Source organism: Massilia sp. LXY-5, from assembly GCF_059801075.1.
Window position 1 is genome coordinate 535,640 of sequence record NZ_JBNNEH010000002.1, and the last position, 24,491, is coordinate 560,130.

At 65.4% G+C, this 24,491-nt stretch carries 25 protein-coding genes; 17 read left to right on the forward strand and 8 right to left on the reverse strand.

Annotated elements, in window-relative coordinates; all coding sequences use genetic code 11:
- Nucleotides 1-4 precede the first annotated feature (4 nt).
- A complete protein-coding gene (locus tag ACI48I_RS05915; protein WP_193685014.1) occupies nt 5-715 on the reverse strand; it encodes a hypothetical protein in 711 nt (236 codons plus the stop codon).
- 99 nt (nt 716-814) lie between these two features.
- Here ACI48I_RS05915 and ACI48I_RS05920 point away from each other — a divergent pair, with 99 nt between their 5' ends.
- Nucleotides 815-1,675, forward strand: coding sequence for an alpha/beta hydrolase (locus ACI48I_RS05920; RefSeq protein ID WP_498573606.1), 861 nt, complete (start codon nt 815-817; stop codon nt 1,673-1,675).
- Between the two features lie 3 nt (nt 1,676-1,678).
- On the opposite strand, the gene ACI48I_RS05925 is transcribed toward ACI48I_RS05920, so the two are convergent.
- Complete coding sequence (locus ACI48I_RS05925; protein WP_498573607.1) at nt 1,679-2,167, reverse strand: hypothetical protein; 489 nt, start codon at nt 2,165-2,167, stop codon at nt 1,679-1,681.
- A 186-nt stretch (nt 2,168-2,353) separates the two neighbouring features.
- Between ACI48I_RS05925 and rpsO the strand changes: the two genes are divergently transcribed.
- From rpsO to ACI48I_RS05970, 9 genes are all read left to right on the forward strand, one after another.
- A complete protein-coding gene (rpsO, locus tag ACI48I_RS05930) occupies nt 2,354-2,623 on the forward strand; it encodes a 30S ribosomal protein S15 (RefSeq protein WP_192055423.1) in 270 nt (89 codons plus the stop codon).
- A 184-nt stretch (nt 2,624-2,807) separates the two neighbouring features.
- The gene (gene pnp, locus ACI48I_RS05935) at nt 2,808-4,910 is read left to right on the forward strand and encodes a polyribonucleotide nucleotidyltransferase (RefSeq protein WP_193685017.1); all 2,103 of its coding nucleotides are present in this window, start codon (nt 2,808-2,810) and stop codon (nt 4,908-4,910) included.
- A gap of 361 nt (nt 4,911-5,271) precedes the next feature.
- A complete protein-coding gene (locus tag ACI48I_RS05940; protein WP_193685022.1) occupies nt 5,272-6,138 on the forward strand; it encodes an STAS domain-containing protein in 867 nt (288 codons plus the stop codon).
- A gap of 17 nt (nt 6,139-6,155) precedes the next feature.
- On the forward strand, nt 6,156-6,515 hold the full coding sequence (locus ACI48I_RS05945) for an STAS domain-containing protein (protein ID WP_193685023.1): 360 nt from the start codon (nt 6,156-6,158) through the stop codon (nt 6,513-6,515).
- A complete protein-coding gene (locus ACI48I_RS05950) occupies nt 6,512-6,979 on the forward strand; it encodes an ATP-binding protein (protein ID WP_498573608.1) in 468 nt (155 codons plus the stop codon). The genes ACI48I_RS05945 and ACI48I_RS05950 overlap by 4 nt, the downstream gene beginning before the upstream one ends.
- Nucleotides 6,967-8,010: an ATP-binding SpoIIE family protein phosphatase gene (locus ACI48I_RS05955; RefSeq protein WP_498573609.1), complete on the forward strand. Its 1,044-nt coding sequence runs from the start codon at nt 6,967-6,969 to the stop codon at nt 8,008-8,010. Before ACI48I_RS05950 ends, ACI48I_RS05955 begins: the two co-directional genes overlap by 13 nt.
- On the forward strand, nt 8,007-9,341 hold the full coding sequence (locus ACI48I_RS05960) for an ATP-binding protein (RefSeq protein ID WP_498573610.1): 1,335 nt from the start codon (nt 8,007-8,009) through the stop codon (nt 9,339-9,341). Before ACI48I_RS05955 ends, ACI48I_RS05960 begins: the two co-directional genes overlap by 4 nt.
- A gap of 12 nt (nt 9,342-9,353) precedes the next feature.
- Nucleotides 9,354-11,243, forward strand: coding sequence for a hybrid sensor histidine kinase/response regulator (locus ACI48I_RS05965; RefSeq protein WP_193685026.1), 1,890 nt, complete (start codon nt 9,354-9,356; stop codon nt 11,241-11,243).
- Between the two features lie 208 nt (nt 11,244-11,451).
- Nucleotides 11,452-12,417, forward strand: coding sequence for a hypothetical protein (locus ACI48I_RS05970; RefSeq protein ID WP_193685027.1), 966 nt, complete (start codon nt 11,452-11,454; stop codon nt 12,415-12,417).
- A 9-nt stretch (nt 12,418-12,426) separates the two neighbouring features.
- On the opposite strand, the gene ACI48I_RS05975 is transcribed toward ACI48I_RS05970, so the two are convergent.
- From ACI48I_RS05975 to ACI48I_RS05990, 4 genes are all read right to left on the reverse strand, one after another.
- The gene (locus ACI48I_RS05975; protein ID WP_193685028.1) at nt 12,427-12,675 is read right to left on the reverse strand and encodes a hypothetical protein; all 249 of its coding nucleotides are present in this window, start codon (nt 12,673-12,675) and stop codon (nt 12,427-12,429) included.
- A 30-nt stretch (nt 12,676-12,705) separates the two neighbouring features.
- Nucleotides 12,706-13,833, reverse strand: a complete 1,128-nt coding sequence (locus tag ACI48I_RS05980) for an acyltransferase family protein (protein WP_498573611.1) — start codon at nt 13,831-13,833, stop codon at nt 12,706-12,708.
- Nucleotides 13,834-13,935: 102 nt separating this feature from the next.
- The gene (locus ACI48I_RS05985; protein ID WP_498573612.1) at nt 13,936-15,354 is read right to left on the reverse strand and encodes a M16 family metallopeptidase; all 1,419 of its coding nucleotides are present in this window, start codon (nt 15,352-15,354) and stop codon (nt 13,936-13,938) included.
- Between the two features lie 11 nt (nt 15,355-15,365).
- Entirely contained in the window at nt 15,366-16,799 is a 1,434-nt protein-coding gene (locus ACI48I_RS05990; RefSeq protein ID WP_498573613.1) for a M16 family metallopeptidase, read from the reverse strand.
- A gap of 368 nt (nt 16,800-17,167) precedes the next feature.
- On the opposite strand from ACI48I_RS05990, the gene ACI48I_RS05995 reads away from it, so the two are divergent.
- From ACI48I_RS05995 to ACI48I_RS06005, 3 genes are read left to right on the forward strand one after another with little or no spacing between them, the layout of a single operon-like run.
- On the forward strand, nt 17,168-17,935 hold the full coding sequence (locus ACI48I_RS05995) for a GIN domain-containing protein (protein WP_498573614.1): 768 nt from the start codon (nt 17,168-17,170) through the stop codon (nt 17,933-17,935).
- Between the two features lie 53 nt (nt 17,936-17,988).
- Nucleotides 17,989-18,609: a tetratricopeptide repeat protein gene (locus ACI48I_RS06000; protein ID WP_498573615.1), complete on the forward strand. Its 621-nt coding sequence runs from the start codon at nt 17,989-17,991 to the stop codon at nt 18,607-18,609.
- Nucleotides 18,609-19,076: a GNAT family N-acetyltransferase gene (locus ACI48I_RS06005; RefSeq protein ID WP_498573616.1), complete on the forward strand. Its 468-nt coding sequence runs from the start codon at nt 18,609-18,611 to the stop codon at nt 19,074-19,076. Before ACI48I_RS06000 ends, ACI48I_RS06005 begins: the two co-directional genes overlap by 1 nt.
- Before the next feature lie 50 nt (nt 19,077-19,126).
- Here the strand turns inward: ACI48I_RS06005 and budC are convergent, their stop codons facing one another.
- Nucleotides 19,127-19,888: a meso-2,3-butanediol dehydrogenase gene (gene budC, locus ACI48I_RS06010; protein WP_498573617.1), complete on the reverse strand. Its 762-nt coding sequence runs from the start codon at nt 19,886-19,888 to the stop codon at nt 19,127-19,129.
- A 319-nt stretch (nt 19,889-20,207) separates the two neighbouring features.
- On the opposite strand from budC, the gene ACI48I_RS06015 reads away from it, so the two are divergent.
- The 3 genes from ACI48I_RS06015 (at nt 20,208) to ACI48I_RS06025 (ending at nt 21,619) form a co-directional block, all read left to right on the forward strand.
- On the forward strand, nt 20,208-20,594 hold the full coding sequence (locus ACI48I_RS06015) for a hypothetical protein (protein WP_498573618.1): 387 nt from the start codon (nt 20,208-20,210) through the stop codon (nt 20,592-20,594).
- Between the two features lie 73 nt (nt 20,595-20,667).
- Nucleotides 20,668-20,925 carry a hypothetical protein gene (locus ACI48I_RS06020; protein WP_193685037.1) on the forward strand — a complete coding sequence of 86 codons (258 nt, stop codon included), beginning with the start codon at nt 20,668-20,670 and terminating at the stop codon, nt 20,923-20,925.
- A 127-nt stretch (nt 20,926-21,052) separates the two neighbouring features.
- A complete protein-coding gene (locus ACI48I_RS06025; protein WP_498573619.1) occupies nt 21,053-21,619 on the forward strand; it encodes a DUF6438 domain-containing protein in 567 nt (188 codons plus the stop codon).
- 153 nt (nt 21,620-21,772) lie between these two features.
- Here the strand turns inward: ACI48I_RS06025 and ACI48I_RS06030 are convergent, their stop codons facing one another.
- A complete protein-coding gene (locus ACI48I_RS06030) occupies nt 21,773-23,146 on the reverse strand; it encodes an SGNH/GDSL hydrolase family protein (RefSeq protein WP_498573620.1) in 1,374 nt (457 codons plus the stop codon).
- A gap of 280 nt (nt 23,147-23,426) precedes the next feature.
- On the opposite strand from ACI48I_RS06030, the gene ACI48I_RS06035 reads away from it, so the two are divergent.
- Nucleotides 23,427-24,407, forward strand: coding sequence for an NAD(P)H-quinone oxidoreductase (locus ACI48I_RS06035; RefSeq protein WP_498573621.1), 981 nt, complete (start codon nt 23,427-23,429; stop codon nt 24,405-24,407).
- Nucleotides 24,408-24,491: the final 84 nt, after the last annotated feature.

A 24,491-nucleotide genomic window follows, 5' to 3' on the forward strand; every position in this document is an offset into this window, starting at 1 on the left:
AGCTTCACTTCCACTTCTGCTTCGTCGCCGGCTGCTCGTCCTCGTCGCAATTGGTGAACTTCGGCTTGATCCCATCCCGCATGGTATCGAGTCCGTCGGGCGCGTGATTCGATTCGTAGGTCACGCAATAGGTGCCGGCCGCGCCGACGACGCGGTAACGCCTGCGCCCATACCCGCCCGGGTCGAGGATCTCTTCGACCTTGGGCGCCTGGTACCACTTGTTGGGCGCCAGCTCGGCCGCCCGGGCAATCCCTTTTTCCAGTTTCATCTGCCGCGTCTCCACCGGTGCCTGAATGCCGCGCGCCGGATTCTCCGCACGCAGCGCGCGATCGATGGCGCCAACGGCGGCCCTGGCGTCGCGCAGCAGGTCGGTAGACGATGGCGCCGGCGCAGCGTCGGCCATTGGCGGCGCGGGCAGGGCGATCGTCCCGGGTGTGGGCACGGCCTGCGCCGGCTCGACCCGCTGCGGCCGCGTTTCCACTGCGCGCTGCCTTGTGGCCGGGGCAGGCGAGGGCGGCACGCGGTCCGGGCGGTCGGGCATGGCCTCCGGTGCCGGCAACAGCCGCAGGAACTGCACACGCTGCGGTTCGTCGTCGTCCTGCCACTTCACCGGCCGCGACAGCTGCCACGCGCCGACCAGCAGCACATGCACGGCCAGCGACACGCCGATGGCTGTCAGCGAGCGCGGTTGCGGGAACGGTTGTGCAGTTGCCATGGTGGCTGAAGTATAGGTGTACTTCTTGCCTCTGTGGAAACAAACGCATATGCATGCTCATGTGCGACACGCCGCGCCGCGGGTCCCTATACTCGGCGCATGAACAAACTCATCTATGGTGCGGCCGTGCTGCTCACCGGTGCGCTAGCCGCCTGCTCGCCGCTCTCGGTCGTGAACGCCGTGTCGCCCGGCGGCGCCGTCCAGGCCATGCCGGCGCTGCGCTACGGCGCCGATCCGCGCAACATGCTCGACGTCTACCGTCCGGCGGCGGGGAACCAGGACGCACCGGTGATCGTCTTTTTCTACGGCGGCAACTGGGTCAGCGGCAAGCGCCAGGACTATGCCTTCGTCGGCCGCGCCCTGGCCGCGCGCGGCTTCGTGGTCGTGATCCCGGACTACCGGCTGTACCCGCAGGTGCGCTACCCCGACTTCCTGGACGACGGCGCCGCCGCCGTGGCCTGGACCGTGCGCCAGATCGCGGCCCATGGCGGCAATCCGAAGAACATTTTTTTGATGGGCCATAGCGCCGGCGCCTACAACGCCGCCATGCTGGCGCTCGATCCACGCTGGCTCGAACACCAGGGAATGACGCGCAGCATGCTGCGCGGCTGGATCGGCTTGGCCGGCCCCTACGACTTCCTGCCGGTACAAAACCGCACGACGCAACCCGTCTTCAATGCACCCGAGACGCCACCCGACTCGCAGCCGCTGCGCCACGTCAGCGCGCTGGCGCCGCCGGCACTGCTGATCGCGGCCAGCAAGGACAAGCTGGTCGACCCGGCCCGCAATACCGGCGGCCTGGCGGCAAGCCTGCGCGCCGCCCACGTGCCGGTGCGCGAGGTGTATTACGACGGCGTCAGCCACACGACCCTGGTTGCTTCACTGTCCAATTCGCTGAAACGGCTGGCGCCGACGCTCGACGCGGTCGAGGCGTTTATCCGCAGTGACGGCGGACGCTAGGATTTACCAGCGCCGGTCGCGCACCTCGAACATCGGATCCGGCCCGTTCATCATCTGGCGCACGATGCCCTGCTCGTCGAAATGCACGTGCATCAGCGAATTCCAGACGCCCGCTTCCTTGTAGCGATAGGACCAGACCTCGTAATTGTGCAGCCGCACGCGCGATTGCTCGGCCGGGCGGCCGATGATGCGCAGGACGTCGGCCTTGGTGGCCTGGTCGACCTTGATGGTCGCGAATTTTTCCCCCGTCAGCACCTGTTCGTACGACGCCAGCCGGCCGTCCGCGCCGATCCGCGCCATCCAGGTGAACTGGCCGAACGGGGCAGTTGCGTATTCGAGCTCCTGGCCGCCGTCGGGAAGCGGGTAGATCCCGGTCGGCTGTCCCAGCCTGGCGGTGACGCTTGCGACCGGCTCGCCCAGTGCGGGCGGCTCCCGAAACACGGCGCAGCCGGAGAGAACCAGTACCGCGCACAGCGTTGCCATTCTTGCCATGGTGTGCATGAAATTCCTCGACATCTGCTTGATAACGCCATGATGCCCGAAACCGGCGGCAGCAAACGCTGGTGACGCCAGGCGTTTTCGCATATACTGGCGGGTCTGTCCGCAAGGGCAGGTTTTTTTAATCAAATCACGGTGCGCTGGGTTGCGACTCTTGCACCGCATGTGAAAGGTAACATCATGTCCGTAGAAAACATCAACAAGTCGGCAATCATCGCCGACAACGCACGTGGCCAGAACGATACCGGTTCGCCGGAAGTCCAGGTCGCACTGCTGACCGCACGCATCAACGAACTGAACGGCCACTTCAAAGCCCACCAGAAAGACCACCACTCGCGCCGCGGCCTGATCATGATGGTCAACCGTCGTAAGAGCCTGCTGTCTTACCTGAAGAGCAAGGACCTGAACCGTTACCGCGACCTGATCGCCAAGCTCGGCCTGCGTAAGTAATTTTTGCGCCAGACGGCTTAAGTCACGAAATGCCTGCGTCAGTTCGACTGTCGCGGGCATTTTTTGTTTGAGCGTTTGTTGTTTTTGTTGTAAAGACGCGTAGTAAAGGCGGTCCTTGAGACCGTCTGCGGTGAGGTGAACGACAGCTCCTGAAAATCTGTCGGCAAATAGAAAGGGATTACCAATGTTTAATAAAGTTACGAAGACCTTCCAGTACGGCCAACACACCGTCACCCTGGAAACCGGTGAAATCGCCCGTCAGGCTTCCGGCGCCGTCCTGGTGTCGGTCGAAGACACCGTGGTGCTGGCTACCGTCGTCGCACGCAAGGACGCCAAGCCAGGCCAGGATTTCTTCCCGCTGACCGTCGATTACATCGAAAAAACGTATGCTGCCGGTAAAATCCCGGGCGGTTTCTTCAAGCGCGAAGGCCGTCCTTCCGAAAAAGAAACGCTCACCTCGCGCCTGATCGACCGTCCGATCCGTCCGCTGTTCCCGGAAGGCTACCTGAACGAAGTCCAGGTCATCATCCACGTGCTGTCGGTCAATCCTGAAATCGATCCGGACATCCCTGCGATGATCGGCGCCTCGGCCGCCCTGTGCGTCGCCGGCATCCCGTTCAACGGCCCGATCGGCGCCGCCCGCGTCGGCTACGCCAACGGCCAGTACATCCTGAACCCGAGCACCACCCAGCTGAAAACCTCGCAGATGGACCTCGTCGTCGCCGGTACCGAAACGGCCGTGCTGATGGTCGAATCCGAAGCGCAGCAGCTGTCCGAAGAAATCATGCTGGGCGCGGTCGTCTTCGGCCACGACCAGATGCGCGCCGTGATCGACGCGATCCACGCCCTCGTCGAAGAAGGCGGCAAGCCTGAAGTCGAGTGGAATGCACCGGCCAAGAACGAAGCCCTGATCGCCCAGGTGACCGAGCTGGCTGCCGCCAAAGTGCGCGACGCCTACCAGACCCGCGAAAAGTCGGCGCGCCAGCAAAAGCTGAAGTCGCTGTCGTCGGAAGTCATGGCAGCCCTGTCGGAGCAAGGCGTCGCCGCCGATGCAGCCGAAGTCGGCAACATCCTGTTCGACATGGAAGCCAAGGTCGTGCGTTCGCAGATCCTGGACGGCGAGCCACGCATCGACGGCCGCGATACCCGCACCGTGCGTCCGATCTCGATCCGTACCGGCGTGCTGCCGCGTACCCACGGTTCGGCCCTGTTCACCCGCGGCGAAACCCAGGCGCTGGTCATCGCGACCCTCGGCACCGCCCGTGACAGCCAGAAGATCGACGCGCTGATGGGCGAGTACACCGACGACTTCATGATGCACTACAACATGCCTCCGTTCGCCACCGGCGAAACCGGCCGTGTGGGCACCCCGAAGCGCCGCGAAATCGGCCACGGCCGCCTGGCCAAGCGCGCACTGGTCGCAGCCCTGCCTAACCCTGAAGATTTCAGCTACTCGGTGCGCCTGGTGTCGGAAATCACCGAATCGAACGGTTCCTCGTCGATGGCATCGGTCTGCGGCGGCTGCCTGGCACTGATGGACGCCGGCGTGCCGATGAAGGCGCACGTCGCCGGCATCGCCATGGGCCTGATCAAGGAAGGCGGCAAGTTCGCCGTCCTGACCGACATCCTGGGTGACGAAGACCACCTGGGCGACATGGACTTCAAGGTCGCCGGTACCACCGCAGGCATCACCGCGCTGCAGATGGATATCAAGATCATGGGCATCACCAAGGAGATCATGCAGGTGGCACTGGCGCAAGCCAAGGAAGCCCGCCAGCACATCCTGGTCGAGATGCAGAAAGCCGTGCCGAGCGTCAAAACCGAACTGTCGGACTTCGCTCCACGCCTGATCACGATCAAGATCAACCCTGAGAAGATCCGTGACGTCATCGGCAAGGGCGGCGCCGTCATCCGCGCGCTGACCGAAGAGACCGGCACCCAGATCGACATCACCGACGAAGGTATCGTGACCATCGCCTCGGTCGACGCCGCCGCCGGCCAGGAAGCCAAGCGCCGCATCGAAGAGCTGACCGCCTCGGTTGAAGTGGGCAAGACCTACGACGGTACCGTCCTGAAACTGCTGGACTTCGGCGCCATCGTGCAGGTCATGCCGGGCAAAGACGGCCTGTTGCACATCTCGCAGATCGCCAACGAGCGCGTGAACGCCGTTGCCGACTACCTGAAGGAAGGCCAGCAAGTACGCGTAAAGGTCCTCGAGACCGACGAGCGTGGTCGCCTGAAGCTGTCGATGAAGGCTGCGGATCCGGCGGAAGCTGCGGCGCAGTAATTCACGGAGCGGTTCGCCGCTGCTGAAATCAAAAAACCGCCAGTGCGTGAGCCTGGCGGTTTTTTTATGCAGGGTGGGCCGGGCCACGAAAGGCACTCGTGCCCACGCGGTACGCCGGTTGATCAACGGATTCATCAGAGAACGGCCGAGCATAGTCGGCCAAGCCGTACCGCGTGGGCACAAGTGCCCACCCTAGGTCTCCAGCCACGCACCGCCGGCTGCAAAGCACCCCGCGCACCGCTCAACTGTCATCTGGAAATATAGCAATAAGTGTTATAGTTAATAATTCCCCAATGGTGGAGCAGTTCGTCTCGAAATCGAACGCATCCACGATACCGACGACCAAACCTAGGACCCATCGATGACGACGAAAGACAACGCCACCCGCATCAGCCAGCTCATCCAGGAACACGAGGCCGAAATCGGCTCGCAGTGGATTTCCCAGCTCGACACCCTGATGGTGCGCGGCACCAGCAGCTCGCGCGAACTGCTGCGCACGCATTGCCAGCAATTCCTGGCGGCATTCGCGGCCGGCACCCGTGGCGGCGAACTGGAAAACATCGAACACCGGTCCTGGGACGAAGTGCGCGACCTGCTGACCGAGATTTCGTCCAGCCGCGCCAAGAGCGGTTCGAGCCCGAGCGAGACGGCGACCTTCGTGTTTTCGCTGAAGCAGCCGATCTTCGTCCAGCTGACCGCAGGTCTCGCGACCGAGCCGGAAGTGCTGGCCGGCGCATCCTGGGCGGTGAGCTCGCTGCTGGATAAATTCGGCCTGTACACGATCGAAGTGTTCCAGAAGGCGAAGGACCAGATCATCGTGCGCCAGCAGCAGGAACTGCTTGAACTGTCGACCCCGGTGGTGAAACTGTGGAACGGCATCCTGGCGCTTCCGCTGATCGGCACGCTGGATTCGGCACGCACGCAAGTCGTGATGGAAAACATCCTGCAAAAGATCGTCGACACCGGCGCCGAGATCGCCATCATCGACATCACCGGCGTGCCGATGGTCGACACCCTGGTCGCCCAGCACCTGATGAAGACGATCGCCGCCGCGCGCCTGATGGGCGCCGACTGCATCATCAGCGGCATCCGTCCGCAGATCGCCCAGACCATCGTCCACCTCGGCGTGAACCTGGAAGACGTCGTCACCAAGGCCACCCTGGCCGACGCCTTCCTGGTCGCCCTCGAACGTACCGGTGCCTCGGTCACCATCGCCAACAAGAACTAATACGAATCGGAACGACGATGGAACGCATTCCTATCCTGCGGATGGGTGACCTGCTGCTGGTCACCATCCAGGTCGACATGCACGACCGCCTTGCCATGACCTTGCAGGACGATTTGACCGAGCGTATCGTGCGCGATAGCGCCAAAGGCGTGCTGATCGACATCTCGGCGCTCGACCTGGTCGATTCCTTCATCGGGCGTATGATCAGCAACACGGCGGCGATGGCGCGCGTGCTCGACGCCCAGACGGTGGTGGTCGGCATGCAGCCGGCCGTCGCGATTACCCTGGTCGAGCTCGGCCTGACCCTGCATGGCGTGAAAACCGCGCTGAACGTCGAGAAGGGCATGACCCTGCTCGGAAAGAACCTGAATAGATGAGCACTGCGACTGATTCCGCAGTTGGATTCGAGACCGATTTGCTGGAGCGTTACGCCAGGCGGCGCGTCGAGCGCGTCAGCCTGCCGCTGCGCGGAGACGAGGACGTGGTCGGCCTGCGCAAGCAGGTGCGCGAGCGCGCCGTCGCGATCGGGCTGTCGCTGGTCGACCAGACCAAGCTGATCACTGCGGCCAGCGAACTGGCGAGGAATACGATCAAGTACGGCGGCGGCGGCGCCGCGCACCTGGACAAGCTGGCCGACGGCCTGCGCCAGGGCGTCGGCCTCGTGTTCGTCGATGCCGGTCCCGGCATTCCCGACCTCGACATGGCACTGCGCGACGGCTATACCACCGGCGGCGGCCTGGGCCTCGGCCTGGGCGGCTCGAAGCGCCTGGTTGACGAATTCGAGATCGACACCCGTTCCGGAGAGGGGACCGCAATCGCGGTCGTAAAATGGAAACGCTGATCAGTTCCCTGAACACCCAGCATGCCTACCCGATCGTGCACGCCAGCGACATCGCCGCTGCCCGGCGCGCCGGGCAGAAACTGGCGATCGAACTCGGTTTCGACGAACCGCGCGCCGGCACGCTGGCGCTGATCGTCACCGAGGCCGGCACCAACCTGCTCAAGCATGCCGGTGAAGGCATGCTCTACCTGAACGTGGCCCAGTCCGAAGGCGTGCCCGGGGTGGACGTGCTGGCCGTGGACAGCGGCCCCGGCATCGCCGACCTCGACGCCTGCCTGCGCGACGGCATGTCCACGGCCGGCACCTCGGGTACCGGGCTGGGGGCGCTGCGCCGCCTGTCCGACGAATTCGACGTCTACTCGACGCCCGGCAACGGGGCCCTGTTTTTCATGCGCCTGTGGCGCGACGAAGCCGCGCCCGGCCTGTGCCGGGTCGATGTCGGCGCGCTGACGGTGCCGCTGTCCGGCGAGGACGAGTGCGGCGACGGCTGGGGCGTGGCCTGCAACGCCACCGGCGCGACCCTGATCGCGGCCGATGGCCTCGGCCACGGTCCGCAGGCCGCGGCCGCGGCGCAGGCGGCACTCCGGCAGCTCGCGCGCCTGCCCGCTTCGGAACCGGGGCAGCTGGTGGACGCGGCGCATGAGGCCTTGCGCAGCACGCGCGGCGCGGCGCTGGCAGCGGCGCGCATCGATTTCGAGAACGACACGATCCGCTTTGCCGGCATCGGCAACATCGGCGCCTATGTGATTGACGGCGACGCGCGGCGCGCGCTGGTGTCGCACAACGGTATCGTCGGCCACAACATGCGCAAGGTGCAGGAATTCAGCGCGCCTTGTCCGCCCGGCGCCCTGGTCGTCATGCACTCGGACGGGCTCCAGACCCAGTGGGACCTGGATAAATATCCGGGCCTGCTGGCGCGCAGTCCGGCGCTGGTGGCCGCGATGCTGATGCGCGACTTCATCCGCCGCCGCGACGATGCGATGGTGCTGGTGGTGCGCCGCCGCGAGGGGCGCGCGGGGGGACAGCAATGAGCCAGCGCATCCTGGCCGTCGCCCTCGAGAGCGACAAGGATGTGGTGCTGGTGCGCCAGCGCGCGCGCCAGATTTCCAGCATGCTTGGCTTTGCCAAGCAGGACCAGGTGCGCATCGCGACCGCCGTGTCGGAAGTGGCGCGTGCCGCCTGCCATGCCGGCGTCAAGGCGCGCGCCACCTTCGTGCTGCACGACCAGCAAACGCGCCAGCAGCTCGAGGTGACGGTCAGCGCCGCACAGGCACCCGCGGCGCATACCGAAGCGGCGGCGCTTGCCGACGCCGCGCTGGTCACGGCGCACCGCCTGATGGACACCTGCGTCGCCGACGGCGGCGGCGCCGGTCCGGCCATCCGCATGCAGAAGGCGCTGCCGCCCCAGCTGCCGGTCAGCCCGACGCGCCTGGCGCAGATCGCCAGCGAACTGGCCGCCGCGCCGGCCGGCAACTCGTGGGAGGAAGTGCAGCAGCAGAACCGCGAACTGGTCGAGACCCTGGCCGAGCTGCGCGAACGCCAGGAGGATCTGATGTCGCTCACGCGCGAACTGGAAGACACCAACCGCGGCATCGTCGCCCTGTATGCGGAGATCGAGGACAAGGCCGAGCACCTGCGCCGCGCGGACGAGATGAAGTCGCGCTTTCTCTCGAATACGAGTCACGAGCTGCGCACGCCGCTGTCCTCGATCCGCGCCTTGTCGAAACTCCTGCTCGACCGCATGGACGGCGACCTGACCGAAGAGCAGGAGCGCCAGGTCTACCTGATCGAGCGCACCGCCACCGATATGTCGGAACTGGTCAACGACCTGCTGGACCTCGCCAAGATCGAAGCGGGACGCGTGGAGGCGCATCCGGAGCCGGTCGTGGTCGAGAACCTGTTCCGCGCACTGAAGGGCATGATGCGCCCCCTGGTCGATGCCGATCGGGTCGAACTGGTGTTCGACAACGGCGGCATCGAGGACGCCTTCGAATCGGACGAGGGCATGCTGTCCCAGATCCTGCGCAACTTCATTTCGAACGCGCTCAAGTTCACCGAGCAGGGCTCGGTGCGCGTCAGCGCGGCGCACGATCCCGGGTCCGACATGCTGACCTTCGCCGTCACCGATACCGGCATCGGCATCGACGCCGAGCACCTGCAGCTCATCTTCGAGGAGTTCACCCAGGTGGAAAACCCGCTGCAGCGAAAGAGCAAGGGCACGGGCCTGGGCCTGCCGCTGTGCCGGCGCCTCGCCGAACTGCTGGGCGGGCGCGTCGACGTCACCAGCCGTCCCGGTGTCGGCTCGACTTTCATGTTGACGCTGCCGCGTCAATTCCCCCATCCGTCGCCGCCAGACGCTTGACGAAACCGAAACATGACTGCACATCCACCCCTGATCCTCAACGTCGACGACAACGATGGCGCGCGCTACGCCAAGACCCGCATCCTGCATAGCGCCGGCTTCAAGGTGATCGAAGCGGCGAACGGCACCGACGCGCTGGCGATGGTCCGCGAGGACAATCCGGCGCTGGTGCTGCTGGACGTAAAGCTCCCCGACATCAACGGCATCGAGGTCTGCCGGCGCATCAAGGCCGACCCCGACACCAACTGCGTGCTGGTGCTGCAGACCTCGGCCGCGCTGACCGGGCGCGCCGACAAGATCCGCGGCCTGGAAGGCGGCGCCGACAACTACCTGGCCGCGCCGATCGAGTCCGACGAGCTCATTGCCAACGTCAACGCGCTGCTGCGCATGCGCCAGACCCAGGACGCGCTGCGCGAGGGAGAAGAGCGCTTTCGCCAGCTGACCGACAACATCGAAGACGTGTTCTGGATGTTCTCGGCGCCGGACGGCGTGCTGGCCTATGTCAGCCCGGCCTACGCGACGATCTGGGGCCGCAGCGTGGATACGCTCAAGCGCCACCATGCAAGCTGGCTCGAGGTCGTGCATCCGGACGATCGCGCGCGCCTGGCGGGGCGCTGGGCGATCCTGGCGACCCAGCCGCACTATGACGAGGAATTCCGCCTGATGCTGCCCGACGGCGCGATGCGCTGGGTGCGTGACCGCGTCTTCGCGGTACGTAACGCGCGCGGCGAGGTGTACCGCGTGGCCCGGATCACGAGCGACATCTCGGCGCGCAAGGAAATGGAAGCGCTCCTGCGCGCGGCCGACGCCAACAAGAACCAGTTCCTGGCCACGCTGGCGCACGAACTGCGCAACCCATTGAGCCCGATCCGCAACGCGGCCACGCTGCTCGGCGTCGGCGGCGAGAACGCGGGCGGGCGTCACGCGCATGCGCGCGAAGTCATCCTGCGCCAGGTCGACCATCTGGCGCACCTGGTCGACGACCTGCTCGACGTCGCCCGTATTTCGGAAGGCAAGATCGTGCTGCGCCGCGAAGAGGTCAATCTCGGCGCCGTCATCGAACAGGCGCTCGAAACCGCCGGGCCGCTGATCGGGGCGCGCGCGCACAAGCTCGAGGTGCGCCAGCCGGACTGCCAGGTCTGGGTCGCGGGCGATCCGGTGCGCCTGGCGCAGTCGATGGGCAACCTGCTGCACAACGCCGCCAAGTTCACTCCGAAGGGCGGAGAAATCACGCTCGCCGTCACGCTGCACGGGGAGAACGTCCACATCTCGGTCCACGACAACGGCATCGGCATAGCGGAGGACAACCTGCCTCGCATCTTCGGCATGTTCGCCCAGGCGGCGGTGCCGCCCGACCGCGCGCCGGAGGGCCTCGGCATCGGCCTGTCGCTGGTCTCGCGCCTGCTCGAGATGCACGGCGGCCAGTTGCGCGCCGAGAGCCCCGGCATCGGCATGGGCAGCACTTTTACGGTGGAGCTGCCGGTGCTGCGCACGACGGGCAACGAGTGCGCCGTGGGTTCCGCACAGGAGCAGGGCGGCGCGGCCGCCGGCCTGCGCGTGCTGCTGGTCGACGACAACGTCGACGCCATGGAGATGATGGGCTTCCTGTTGGCCGAGATGGGGCACGAGACCTGGACCACGTCGGACGCCAGCCAGATCGAGACGCTGGCGCTGGCCCACCGGCCGCAGGTGATCGTGCTCGACATCGGCTTGCCGGGCGCGGACGGCTACCAGCTGGCGCGCATGATCAAGAGTAACCCGCAGCTGGCCCACATCCGCCTGGTCGCGCACACCGGCTACGGCTCGCCCGAAGACCGGCGCCGCGCGCAGGAAGCGGGCTTCGATGCGCACCTGGTCAAACCGGCCGAGCTGGAGGATCTCGAGAAGGCGTTGCGCGGCTGATGTCCCGATAAGGCAGGCGCCGCACCGCGTGGGCACGAATGCCCACCCTGCAACGGCCGAGCACCGTAGGGTGGGCTCTTGAGCCCACGCGTCCTGCGTGTCCAAATTTACCCGGCCGTCACCAAAAAACCACCCCAGCCGCGAACTTCCGCCTTCCCCCAGGTTCTTACGAAGACCACACGCGCGCCAGCGCAGGGGAGGGAATACCATGCCCGACACAACCAGGCACAACGCGCCGCTCGTCCTCGCGTCCGTCCAACTGAAGCGCAACACGCCGGCCGAGGTGGTCCAGGCCAGGGCGCCCTGGCGCGAAGCGATGCTCGAGGGCTACCGGCGCCGCAACGCCGTCCTCGACGGCATCTTCTACGACATCGGCGTCGTCACGCCCACCGAGGCCGGTACGGTCGCGCCCTGGCTTGCGCGCGAGGGCACGCTCCTGATCGTGCCGCCCTCGGGCGCCGGCGCGCTGCGCCTGTGCGCGACCGTCCCCGACTTCCTCGCAGCCGGCGGGGCCGGCACGCGCATCCTGACCGTGGCCGGCGTCGGCAGCTCGGCCCTCGGCACGGCCGCCTTTGCCCGCAATGTGGCCGACGCCTTCGGCGAACCGGTGGCGGCGCTGGTCTCCGGCTACGGCCTCGCCGACCTCGTCACCGAGGCCGCCGGCGGCTGGTTCTGGTTCGGCACACTGAACCGCATGCGCCACGCCTTCGAGCAGGTCGACGACCTGTTTCGCGGCCGGGCATGGGATCCGATGGCAAGCATGCCCGCCTCGATGAACCTCGCCCGCACCAGCCTCGACACGCGCACGCTGTGCACGCTGCTGGCCGATCCCGGCACGCATTTCTCGCTCCTGGTCGGGCACTCGAAGGGCAACCTGGTGATTTCGGAAGCGCTGTACGCGCTGCGCGACGACGGCGCCGACGAGGGGCTGGACGACCTCGCGATCATCACGATGTCGGCGGCGATCGCCATGCCGCCGCGCTACCGCAGGATCATCGACGTGATGGGAGAGCTGGACTGGTTCGGGGCGATGAATTCGAACTGCGCGATCCCCGTCGAGTACCACGCGAAGAACGCCTGGCACCACACGAACACGGACCTGCAATGGCACCTGCCGGTGCGCCAGGTGTTGTGCGACCTGCGCCGTACGCAGGGCGGCGCACTCGTGCACTAAGCAGGCATATTACTGCCCGAGGCAGATGATTTTCGTCGCATACTCGCGCGCGTTTTCCTTCTTGCGGCCGGCCCAGTCGATGACTTCCTGGGCTTCGGCGATCGTCATGATGGTCGCCTTTTCCTTGTTCTTGATGAAGGAGACGCCTTCGAACTTGCCCTCCTTGCTGCGCATGACTTTGGCGAACACGGGCGGCTTCTTGCCGTCGTCGGCGAGTTTGTTTTGCTGGACGAGGTAACGCTGGTCGATCGGTTCCATGGGGAGGGCGTGAAGAGGGAAACCGCCATTTTACCGTTTCGGAAGCGCGCGGCCTATCCGTTCCAGGATCAGCGCCAGGGCGAGGCAGCAGAGCAGCACCGGCAGGTAGACGACGAAGGTCCAGGTCTGCAGCTCGCCGAGCAGCGCGCGGTACAGGCCGACGGTCCCCAGTACGATGAACATATGCGACAGGTAGAGCTCATAGCTCAGGCCACCCATGCGCGCCAGCCAGCCCAGGCCGCGCCGCGGCGCCGGCGGATGCGCGCGCAAGGCCAGCAGCAGGAAGCAGCTGCCCACGCACAGGACGTACAGGCCGGACTTGAACAGATGGCGGTGCACGAGGTCGGACCAGCCGAGGACCAGCACGATGCAGAAGGCGCCGAAGAGCGCGAGTGCGCGCGCATCGCGCGGCGCCGGACGCCAGCGGCAGGCGAGCATGGCGGCCAGCACGCCCCAGGCGATGGCGGCCATGCCGGGCAGGTAGGCCTTTTCGCGCCAGACCTCGTCGGCGGCGGGAACAAGCGAGCGCAAAGGTCCAAGGCACAGCGCCCAGGCCAGCAGCACGCCGACCAGGACGCGCCGCGGCAGCGCCAGGCAAAGCAGGGGGAAGCCCAGGTAGAAGGCCTCTTCGATGGACAGCGACCAGAGGACGTCCCAGCCTGCGGGCGCCCAGCCGGTACGGCCTTCGTACCAGTTGAAGGTGAAACTCAGGGCAGACCCCAGCAGTCCCTTGATACTCTGCCGTCCTTCCTCGGGCGCGAAGCCGGGCACGCCCAGCCAGGCCAGGAGCGTCAGCAGCGCCAGGGCCAGGATGAGCAAGGGCAGGATGCGGCGCGCCCGCGCCAGGTAGAACCGGCGCAGGCCGACGCGCCCCAGGTCGCCATCGCGCTCGATGATGCGGGTCGCGATCAGGAAGCCCGAGATCACGAAAAAGACGAACACGGCCTCGTAGCCGTTGAAGCTGAGGGCATCGACCAGGCGTTTGGGCAGCCATGCGCCGGCAAGGCTGGGCGCCAGCGGCAGGCGAAAGGGCAGGGCCAGGTGATGGACGATCACCAGCAGGATGGCCAGGCCGCGCAGGCAGTCGATGCCGAAGTTGCGCGGCGCCTGGAGCGTTGCATGCGTGCCGGGACGCAGGACGGGAGGGCTTGCGGTCATGGAGTCGATGAGGTGTGGGAATGCGTCGTGCCGCACAAGGGCAGGCAATGCGCTCATAAAAAAATGCCCGCACGCGGCGGGCATCGGTCCGGACAAACGGTCTTACTTCTCGCTTACCTTGAACTCGCCGAAGGGCTTGAGCTGCTCGCTGACCGCGGCCGGGTCGCCGACCACGACGATCGACTGCGCCTCCGGTGCGAAATACTTCTTCGACACCTCGCGCACCTGCTGCGGCGTGACCTTCTGGATCAGCGGCACGTACTGGCCGAGGAATTCCGGCGGCAGGCCGATCAGCCAGTTCTGCGCCAGGGTGTTGGCCACTGCCCCCTGCAGCTGGTTGCTGATCAGGTAGCCGCCAGCGACGTAGCGCTTGTTCATCGTCATCTCGTCCGCCGGGACCAGCTCGCTGCCGATGCGCTTGTACTCGTTGAAGTATTCGGTCAATGCGGCACCGGTGACTTCGTTGCGCACGTCGGCGCCGCCGACGATGGCGCCGCCGACACGGTTCATGCGCGCGCCGGCCGAGGCGCCATAGGTATAGCCCTTTTGCTCGCGCAGGTTGATGTTGACGCGGCTCGAGAAGCCGCCACCGAGGATGGTGCTGGCCAGGCGCAGCGGCACCTGTTCGTCGGCGCTGGCCTGGATGCCGGGGCCGCCGACGCGGATGGTCGACTGCACGCTGTTGGCGCGCTGCAGCAGGATGCGCGCCGGGTTGGCCGCGCGCGGCGCCGGTGCGGTCTCGGCCAGTGCCGGGCCTTCCGCCTTCCAGTCGCCGAAGGCGGCCTGCGCCAGCTTCATGGCCTCGGCTTCGCCGATGCGGCCGGTGATCACGAGCAGGGCGCGATCCGGACGGAAGCGCTTCGCGTGCTCGGTGCGCAGCAGCTCCTGCGTGACCGAATTGATCGCGCTTTCCGTCGGCTGGGTGTGGCCGTAGGGGTGTTCGCCGTAGACGGCCGCGTTGATCGCGCGCTCGGCGCGGAAGCGCGGGGTGGCCTCGGCGGCGCGCAGGGCCTGCAGCGCGTTGGCCTTGGCCAGCTCGACTTCCTTGGCCGGGAAGCTCGGCGTGCGCGCCACTTCGGCCAGCAGCGACATCATCGCCCCCGCCTGCGACGCGACGGCATTGGCCTGGACCGAGATGCCGTCCGAGGACGAGCCGGCCGCCACCGAGCCGCCCATGCCCTGGGCCGCTTCGGCGATGGCGCGCGAGTCGCGCCTGGCGCTGCCTTCGTTGATCATCCCGGCCAGCAGGCTGGCAAAGCCCGGATGGGCGCTGTCGTCGGCGGCATAGCCGGCGCCGCGCACGGCCAGCACGTAGTCCACGCGCGGCAGGCCTTGACGGGGCACGACCCAGACGGTCATGCCGTTGGCGAGGGTTTTCTTGACGATTTTCGGTGTCGGGATCGGCTTGTCCTTGCCGTAGGCCGGCATCGCGCCTGCCTTGGCAGTCGCCGGCGCATCCGCCGCGTAGGCGGCAGGGGCAAACATCATCGAGATCGCCAGTGTCAGCATCAGTTTTTTCATCGATGCGCTCCTTATTTCCGTGCGCCGTCAAGCGGCTTGGTCTGTGCGCCGGCAGGCGCGGTCTGTGTGCCGATCACGTCCACCTTGTCCACCATGGCGATCGGCTTGCGGTCGATGACGGTGCGGTTGTTCTTCACCAGGTAGGTGGAGGCCGCGCGCTGGATGTCGCTTGATGTCACGCCTTCGATCCAGCCCGGGATCTTGTTGACGACGTTGGCGTCGCCCCACAGGGTCTGCAGGCGCGCCAGGGTGTCGGCGCGGCTGATGAAGCTCTCCAGGCCGTTGTTCCAGTCGGCCAGCATGCGCGTCTTCACGCGCTTGAGGGTGGCCGCGTCGACGCCGTCCTTGACGATCTTCGCGATCTCCTCGTCCATCGCGTTCAGGATGGTGTCGGCATTCGTCGTCGGCTTGTACATCGTGTAGACGGTGAACAGGGTCGGGCCGTCGAATTCCCACGGGCTGGTGAGGCCGAACAGGACGTCGGTATTCAGCGCCAGTTCGCGGCCTTTCACCAGGCCCTGATACAGGACCGAGGCGTCGCCGCCGGCCAGCAGTTCGCCGAGGACGGCCATCGCCGCCTGGTCGCGGCTGCCGCGTTCAGGCATCTTCCATGCGGCGGCCAGCGCCGGCACCTGGGCCAGCGCGTCGCCCTGCTGGACGCGCTTTTCGACCTTGTTCAGGCCCTCGCTGAAGTCGCCGCCTTTCGGCACCGGGCGCGCGGGGATGGCGCCGAAGTATTTCTGGGCGAGGGCAAAGCCCTGGGCCGGGGTCACGTCGCCGGCGATCGCGAGCACCGCGTTGTTCGGGCCGTAGTAGTCGCGGTGGAAGGCGCGCACGTCGTCGAGACTCGCGCCCTCGAGGTCTTCGAAGCTGCCGTAGCCGTCGTGGTTGTTCTCCCATTTCTGGAAGGCGTGCTGGCCGATGTCGATCCACATGAAGCCGCCGTAGGGCTGGTTCTTCACGTTCACGCGGATCTCTTCCTTGACCACGTCCTGCTGGTTCTTCAGCGTGTCCTTGTTGAAGTCGAGCGTCTTCATGCGGTCCGCTTCCAGCCACAGGATCGGCTCGAGCGAGGAGGCCGGCGCGGTCTCGATGTAGTTCGTGAAGTCGGCGCGGGTCGAGCCGTTGTTGCGGCCGCCGCCGCCGGTGATGGTCTTGTCGAACACGCCCTTCGGCGCGTTCGGCGTCCCCTGGAACATCAGGTGTTCGAACAGGTGGGCGAAGCCGGTACGGTTCTTCGGCTCCAGGCGCATGCCGACGTGGTACACGACCGAGACGCCGACGGTGGGCGAACTGTGGTCTTCGGTGACGATGACGGTCAGGCCGTTGTCGAGTTTCTTGGTGGCGACCGGCAGGTCCCACTTGTCGCCCGTTGCCGAAGCTGGAGCAGCTAAGGCGGCGGCGGACAAGCTGAGCCCGGCCAGCAGGACGGGAAGTTGGCGCATGCGCATTGATGACCTCAAATGAATGGCTGAGTCGAATGAAATTCCCCGCGCGGGCACGCGAAAGGAGCATTTCATCTTAGCGCAAGGGAATGCCAAAACGTAATCTTTTTTGCGTATGTATGTTGACTTAGCGCAAGCCGGCGAGCCCTGCAATTTGTCGTCCAGGCCCGCAAATCTGCAGTCTGTCGCAATCCGGGCCGGGCGCGGCCGGTCGGTCGTTATAGTGAACTCATTGCCAAACTGTATAAAAATTGTCGGGAATTCACATTTTTCTGGAACCCGGCAGGGCTTGCTGGTAAGTTGGCCGCGATCGTCAGTACGGATGCGCGGTCCGGACAGGAACATCGGATCGGAACACGGAGAAGCACATGAACAAATTCTTGAAGTTCGGCCTCGCGGCCCTCGGAATGCTGGCGCTGATGCGCCTGGCAACGGCCGCGCCCGATACCACCACCGAAACGCGCCCGCTCGATGCGCGCGTGGTGCGTATCAAGATCGATGGCGTGGTCGACCTGCGGGTGCGCCAGGGCAGCCCGGCTTCGCTCGTGCTCTCCGGCGACCCGCGCTGGATCGCGCAGATGACGACCATGCAAAGCGGCGACACGGTCGTGATCGGCACCGAGATGCACGAGATGCGCATGGGGCGCAGGAACGGGGTGCGCGCCGACATGGTGCTGCCGAACCTGCGCGAAGTCAGTTCCGAAAGCGTGGGCAGCACCGAGATCACGGGCTTCAAGGGCGAGGAGCTGGAACTGTCGCTCGACGGCGCCGGATCGATGAACGTGAACGCCGACTTTCGCATCATCAGCGCCAGCCTGGGCGGCGTCGGCAGCATGAAGCTGTCCGGCATGAACAGCGAACGCATCACGCTCGACCTGCAGGGCGCCGGCTACGTGACCCTGGCCGGGCGCAGCAAGTCGCTGAAGGCCGAGCTGGGCGGACTGGGCGGGCTGGACGGGCAGGCCTTTTCGGCCGACAGCGTCACGCTCGAACTGTCGGGCCTGGGCAATGCCACGGTGACCGCGCACCAGAGCGCCAACCTGAACCTGTCGGGCATGGGTTCGGTCACAGTCTACGGCAAGCCGCTCAATCGCCGGGTGAGCGTCGACGGACTGGGCAAGGTCAGCTGGAAATAAGCGAATTTCGGAGCAAACAAGGTAGGCGACAAGACCGATCCACGCACGAGACAATGAAAAAAATTACTGTAGCGATCCTGCTGGCGCTTGGCCTGAGTCTCGGCCCCCCTGGTACGGCACTGGCAGGTTTCCCCGAAGGGGCGAGCGCGTACAACGCGCGCAATTACGCGCAGGCGCTGAAAGAGATCGCGCCCCTGGCGCGCGCCGGCAATGCCGAGGCCCAGCACCTGCTGGGCCTGATGTATTACATGGGCCGCGGCGTCACGCGCGACTACAAGCAGGCCTTCCAGTGGCACCTGAAGGCCGCGCAGCAGGGCAAGGCCGACGCGCAATATGTCGTCGGCGCCATGTACTACACGGGCAACGCCGTGCCGCAGGACCAGAAGCTGGCCGTCAACTGGTTCCGCCGCGCTGCCGAGCAGGGCCATGGCGAGGCGCAGCATGCGCTGGGGCTGATGTACCGCTACCACGTCGCCGGCGTGCCCGGCGACCCGGTAATTGCCTATATGCTGTGGAATCTCGCCGCGGCGGGCGGCAACCACAATGCGGTGGGGCAGCGCGCGGCGATCGCCAAGACGATGACGCAGGAGCAGATCGAGGAGGCGCAGGCGCTGTCGCGCACGTGGAAGGTGGGGACGCCGCTGCCGACGCAGTCGAAGACGGGTGGGGGCTAATGCGCGACAACATAAGCCCCTTCGTTTCCGCGCGGCCGGCCCGCGACGACGACAAGCCCGCCATCTGGCAACTGTACGAAGAAGCGCTGCGGCAGCATATCGAGACCATCTGGGGATGGGACGCCGACTGGCAGCAGGCCTATTTCGAACAGGCCTTCCTTGCCATGTCGACGCGGGTGGTCGAGCTGGACGGCCGCGTTGCCGGCTACCTGCAGATCGACAGGGAAGCGGACGAGGACTACCTGAGCATGCTGATACTGGATCCCGCAGCGCGCTCATGTGGTGTGGGCGCGCGCCTGCTGTCGGCGATCCTGGCGGAGAGCAAGGCGCGCGGGCGTGGCCTCTACCTGCGCGTGTTCCGCACCAATACGGCGGCGCGACGCTTCTATGAGCGGGAAGGGTGGGCGCTGGTCGCGGACGAAGGCAATTTCCTGGTCATGCGACCGGGCGCCAGGGCGCCCAGCTGAACTGGCGTTGCGGCCATCAGGTATTGCACAAGTACCCCGCGGAGAAATCCTTACATCGGCGGCTGTCCGTTGGACGCCGTCACACCCGCATCCACCGGCAAGTTGACGCCGGTGATCAGGCGCGCATCCTCGCTCGCGAGGAAGGCCATGACTGCCGCAACGCCTTCCGGATCTTCGGGCGCGCCGAGCGGCATGCGTTCCTTGAACTTGGCGACCAGTTCGGCGTCCTTCAGCATATCCTCGGTCATGCCGGTTTTCGTGAAGCTCGGATTGACCGCGTTGACCCGCACCCCATCCTTGCCCGCGTCCAGCGCCATCGCGCGCACCATGTTGCTGACCGCGCCCTTCGAGGTGTTGTAGGCGAAGGTATTCCAGTCGCCGCCGAGTCCCGAGACGGAGGAGGTCATGACGATCGAACCTTTGACTTTGACGAGTTCCGGCATCGCCGCCTTGGCCATGTGGAAGTAGCCGGTCACGTTGACCGCCATGACGCGTTCGAAGTCCTCTTCGCTGGTCTTCATGATGTTGCCTTCGGTTGCCATGCCGGCGTTGTTGATCAGGACATGCAACCCGCCAAAACGGTCGACGGCCGCCTTGACTGCGGTGGTTGCCGTTTCCTTGTCGGCGGTATCGCCGACCTGTACCAGGACGCGGTCCTGCGGCAGTCCGGCGGCGGCTTTCTTGAGGCTGGCTTCGTCGATGTCGAGCATGACGACATGGGCGCCTTCATCGAGAAAGCGGCGGGCGGTCGCCAGGCCGATGCCGGACGCGGCGCCGGTGACGAGTACGGTTTTTTCTTTAAAACGGTTCATGCTGTTCCTTTTATGTCGGTCAAGATGGATTCACTGGCGCACAAAAAGCGAAAGCGACAATAATGCGCTTGCGAAAGCGGAGCGTAATCACTGGCACCCCAGAACGCGAATTTGACGATATCACGGTCGCGAAAACACAGGTTTTCAGTGCTCGTAGGCAACCGTATAACAACCTCTGGCTTGCAATCATGAAGTCAGGTCAGTCATGGAGAGAGGTATGCGCAGAATTTTGACTACCGTACTACCTGTCTGGGCAGCGCTCGCATCAAGCGCTGCGACACCCGTGTCCGCGCAGCCCACTGCGCCTACACCAGCAGAAATGTTCACGCAGACCAAGGTCGCTCTTCCAACCCTGGTCGAGCAGGGATTGGAGTACGACGCCGTCATGTTCGCTGGCAAAAGATGCAAGCTTTTCACAGTGGCCGAGCAGAATTACTGGAATCAGCTATGGAAGCTCTCGTCCGACACGGTGTTGAGCCCTCACGACCAGCAGCTTTTCGACGAAGAGAAACGCTCGAAACAGAGCGCCGATAAAGTAGAAGCAAGGGTGAGCTATTTCAGGAAGGCGGGTTGCGCAAGCCCGGAACTAGTCGCCAAAGTACGAGATATGAAGAAGCGCATGCGGCTGCAAGGCTTCGCTCTAAAGCAGGCGAGCGAGGCAAATGATGCCGCAATCATGGACCTGTATAAGGAGCCTGCGGAATAGGTCCGCACTCGGCCCAGAAGCGGACGTCCGACACGCTCCGAGAAGATGACAGTCCAAACGTACTGGAGTGACATTGATAAACCAGAAAAGCGCGCCGGTCGAGTGGGCCGGGCTGATGTATGAACTTGACGATGCGTATGAGCATCTAGCCGCTCTGATTTCTGATATGAACGGGACAGAAGACTTCGACGAGGCTGATCTGCGGATACAGCTCGGGCACGTGTTCTCTCATTTAAACCGCGCATGGCACCGCCGGGATAAAGCCAACGGCCTTAACCCTGAAGAGTGGCTGGAAGCTAGTCGGTTCCCTTCAGATTTGGATCCCGTCTAGCTGACTGCCCGCCTTGGGTCGGAAGCAGACGCACCAGTTGTGTAGCATTTTTCCTTCGCAAGCGAAGGCATGTATATTTCAAGGGACTACGGCCAGTGAATCTGCCGAACATACTCGGAATACTTCCATGAGATCAGCACGCACACGGACCATCCTCACGCTGGCCGCGCTGCTGGCGGGGTGTTCGAACGCCGGCTCGCGCGAGCCCAAGGCGCCGGAGCCGTTCACGGACTTCGATACGCTCACGTTCGAGCAATCGGCCTGCCTGTTCGACTGCTCCGTCTTCGAGCTCGAGATTGCATCCGACGGACGGGTGCGTCATTCCGGCCCGGACTTCGAGCGTACGGGCGGCCCGCATGAATCCCGCATCGACAGGCGCGGCCTGGCGCAGATCGCACAGGCGCTGCGCGACGCGCGCGTCGATGAGATGCGCGATAGCTACCAGGACGGGGACGAGGGATGCAAAGGCGCGATCACCGATATGTCGACCCTCAGTTTCCACGTGACCCGGGACCATGGGCAGCGCAATAAAAGCGTCGTGCTTTACGCCGGCTGTGTCGGCCCCGCCATCCCGAGCGCGCGCATGAGTGCACTGATCAAGGCCATCGACCAGGTCACGGGCACAGGGGCGCTGCTCGAGCAGCGCAAGAAGCTACGTCGGCCGGATGGCGAGGCGGTCGCGCCGTCGACCTAGCCTCGGGCCGCGGCACGCAGTCGCCGTTGTAGCAATCAGGAAATTGCAATAGTATCCAGAACCCTGGGGCCACCGATGGGGCGCCAACCTTCCTGGTGCTGATCGCCAAATAAGCCGGGCGGAGCCGCCAGCTCGACTGGCGGCTCGCATCCCTCACTCGACGGTGGCAGCAGACTTCTTCTGCACCGCCTTCACCCCCGCAGCCCCCAGCGACCGGAACAGCGTCAGCGGCACCGCATTGCCCATCGCCTGGTAGCCCAGGTCGTTCGGGTGCAGGTGATCCCCGCTGTCATAGGCCGGCAGGAAGCGGGTCGGGTGCGACGGATCGCGCGTGGCGAGGTCGAAGTCGATCACGCCGTCGAACTCGTCGCTCGAACGGATCCAGTTGTTCACCGCCGCGCGCACGACTTCCTTCTCGGGCGAGTAGTAGCCCGCACCTTCGAAGGGCGTCAGGGTGGCGCCGAACACGGCGATACCCCTGGCGTGGGCGCGTGCGATGACCTGGCGGTAGCCGGCGATCAGGTCGGCCGCGGGAATCGGATTGGTGGCCGGGCTGTTGCCGATGTCGTTAATGCCGATCATCAGTGTCATGTAGCGCACGCCGGCGGTGGCCAGCACGTCGCGATCAAAACGCTCGAGGATGCCGCGGCCCGACAGCAGGTTGGCCGGGTTGATGCTCAGCAGGCGGTTGCCGCTGATGCCGCGGTTGACCACGCCCAGGCGGCCGTTGACCCCAAGCACCGGGTCGCGCACGGTCTGCAGGCGGCGGGCCAGCCAGTCGGGCCAGCGGTTATTGGTGTCGATCGTACTGCGGGTGCCGTCCGTGATCGAGTCGCCCAGGGTTACGATCGAGGGGCCGGCGCTGTCCACGTCGACCTCCGTCAGGAATGGCCAGAAGGTGATCGTGCGCTGCACGGGGAGGGTGGCGGCTGCGGTGAAATTGCCCGGCAGCGAGACGTAGTTCGTTTGGGAGGCAATGTTGTGGATCGTGTTCGCCTCGGCCGTGCCCGGCAGGTAGAGGCTGATCGCGAGGTCGGCCAGCGCCGGCACGTTGAGTTCGACCGGATCGGACAGGACCGGGGCGCCGGCCGGAATCGTGATCGAGGCATTGCCGCTGAAGGTGAGGGCGCGGTCGGTGCCTGGCGCGACGTCGGAACCGGTGGCGCGCAGGCCGATGCGGGCGGCGCCGACTGTCAAGGGCGTGGTGCCGAACTCGTTGGACACGCGAATGCGCACGCGGTTGCCGCCGATGCTGGTGTGGACGATCAGGCGCACCGTCTGGTCGGTGAAGGTCTGCAGGTTGGCGGGCGACGGCGGTCCGGCCGGGGCCGCGCCCCAGGTGCCGGTCCAGTGCTCGGTCGGCCAGTCCTGGGCCCGGACCTGGTGGCCGGGCAGGGCGAGGGCAATGGCCAGCGCAACGCCGCCCAGCAGCATGCCGCGTCGCGGACGGTTGGCGGGCGTGGGACGAGAGAAGGCGGCAGCGGTGCGGCGGGCAAAATCGGACAGGGCAGCAGACATCGAATGCATGATCGTGCTCCTTCGGTGGTTGGCAGGAACGGCTCATTGCTGAGTGCGCGTCCTCCAATCTATGCGGCCGGGGTAGGGCAGGCAAGGTGGTCACGGACGAGTTCGTTGTGCCAGCTCTACAGTTCCTCACAAAGCTGATGCGTCAAGGAATTTGTTTGCGTTTGAGCACAGCAAGTCTCAATAAAGTCTCCGCAAAGCAACAAATCAGGAACTGAGTGCGTCACAAACGGGCTCGGTGGCGCTGACGTACAATTGTTGTTTTCTCAAGGGAGAGCGGACCATGCGTGCAATCGAAATCACCCAGCCGGGCAAGCCGGAAGTCCTGCAGCTGTGCGAGCGCCCGACGCCGCAATTGAAGGCGGGCGAAGTCCTGATCAAGGTGCATGCCGCCGGCATCAACCGGCCCGACGTGTTCCAGCGGCTCGGCCAGTATCCGGTGCCGCCTGGTGCATCCGACCTGCCGGGACTGGAAGTGGCGGGCGAGATCGTCGACGGCGACCTCGGCGACAGCGGTTTCGCGAAGGGCGACATGGTCTGCGCGCTGGTGCAGGGCGGCGGCTATGCCGAGTATTGCGCAGCGCCTTTGGCGCAATGCCTGCCGGTGCCTGCCGGTTTGAGCATGGTCGAAGCCGCTTCCTTGCCGGAGACCTTCTTCACCGTCTGGAGCAATGTGTTCGACCGCGCGGGCCTGAGTGAAGGCGAGACGCTGCTGGTGCAGGGCGGAACCTCCGGCATCGGCGTCACCGCGATCCAGCTCGCCACGGCAATGGGGCACCGCGTGTTCGCCACCGCCGGCAGCACCGACAAATGCCGCGCCTGCGAAGAACTCGGCGCCGAGCGCGGGATCAATTATCGGGACGAGGATTTTGTTGCGGTCGTCAAGGAACTGACCGCTGGCCGCGGCGTCGATGTGGTGCTCGACATGGTCGCCGGCGATTATGTGGAACGCGAGATCGATTGCCTGGCGGACGATGGGCGCATTGCGATCATTGCGCTGCTGGGTGGAGCGAAGGCGAATGTGGATCTGTCGCAGGTGCTGCGGCGGCGCCTGACGATCAGCGGGTCGACCTTGCGGCCGCGGCCGGTGGCATTCAAGAGGGCGATTGCGCAGAAGTTGCGCGAACGGGTGTGGCCGTTGCTGGAGCAGGGGAAGATCAAGCCGGTGATCTACAAGGTATTCCCGTTGGCGCAGGCGGCAGCGGCGCATACGCTGATGGAGTCGAGCACGCACGTCGGGAAGATCGTGTTGCAGGTGGTGTAGGGCGGGGACGATTCCATTGACGTCTTTTCAATACGCGAGCCCAGCCATTGTTTGACCGCCCCCTGAACGGCAGCTAGAATAGCG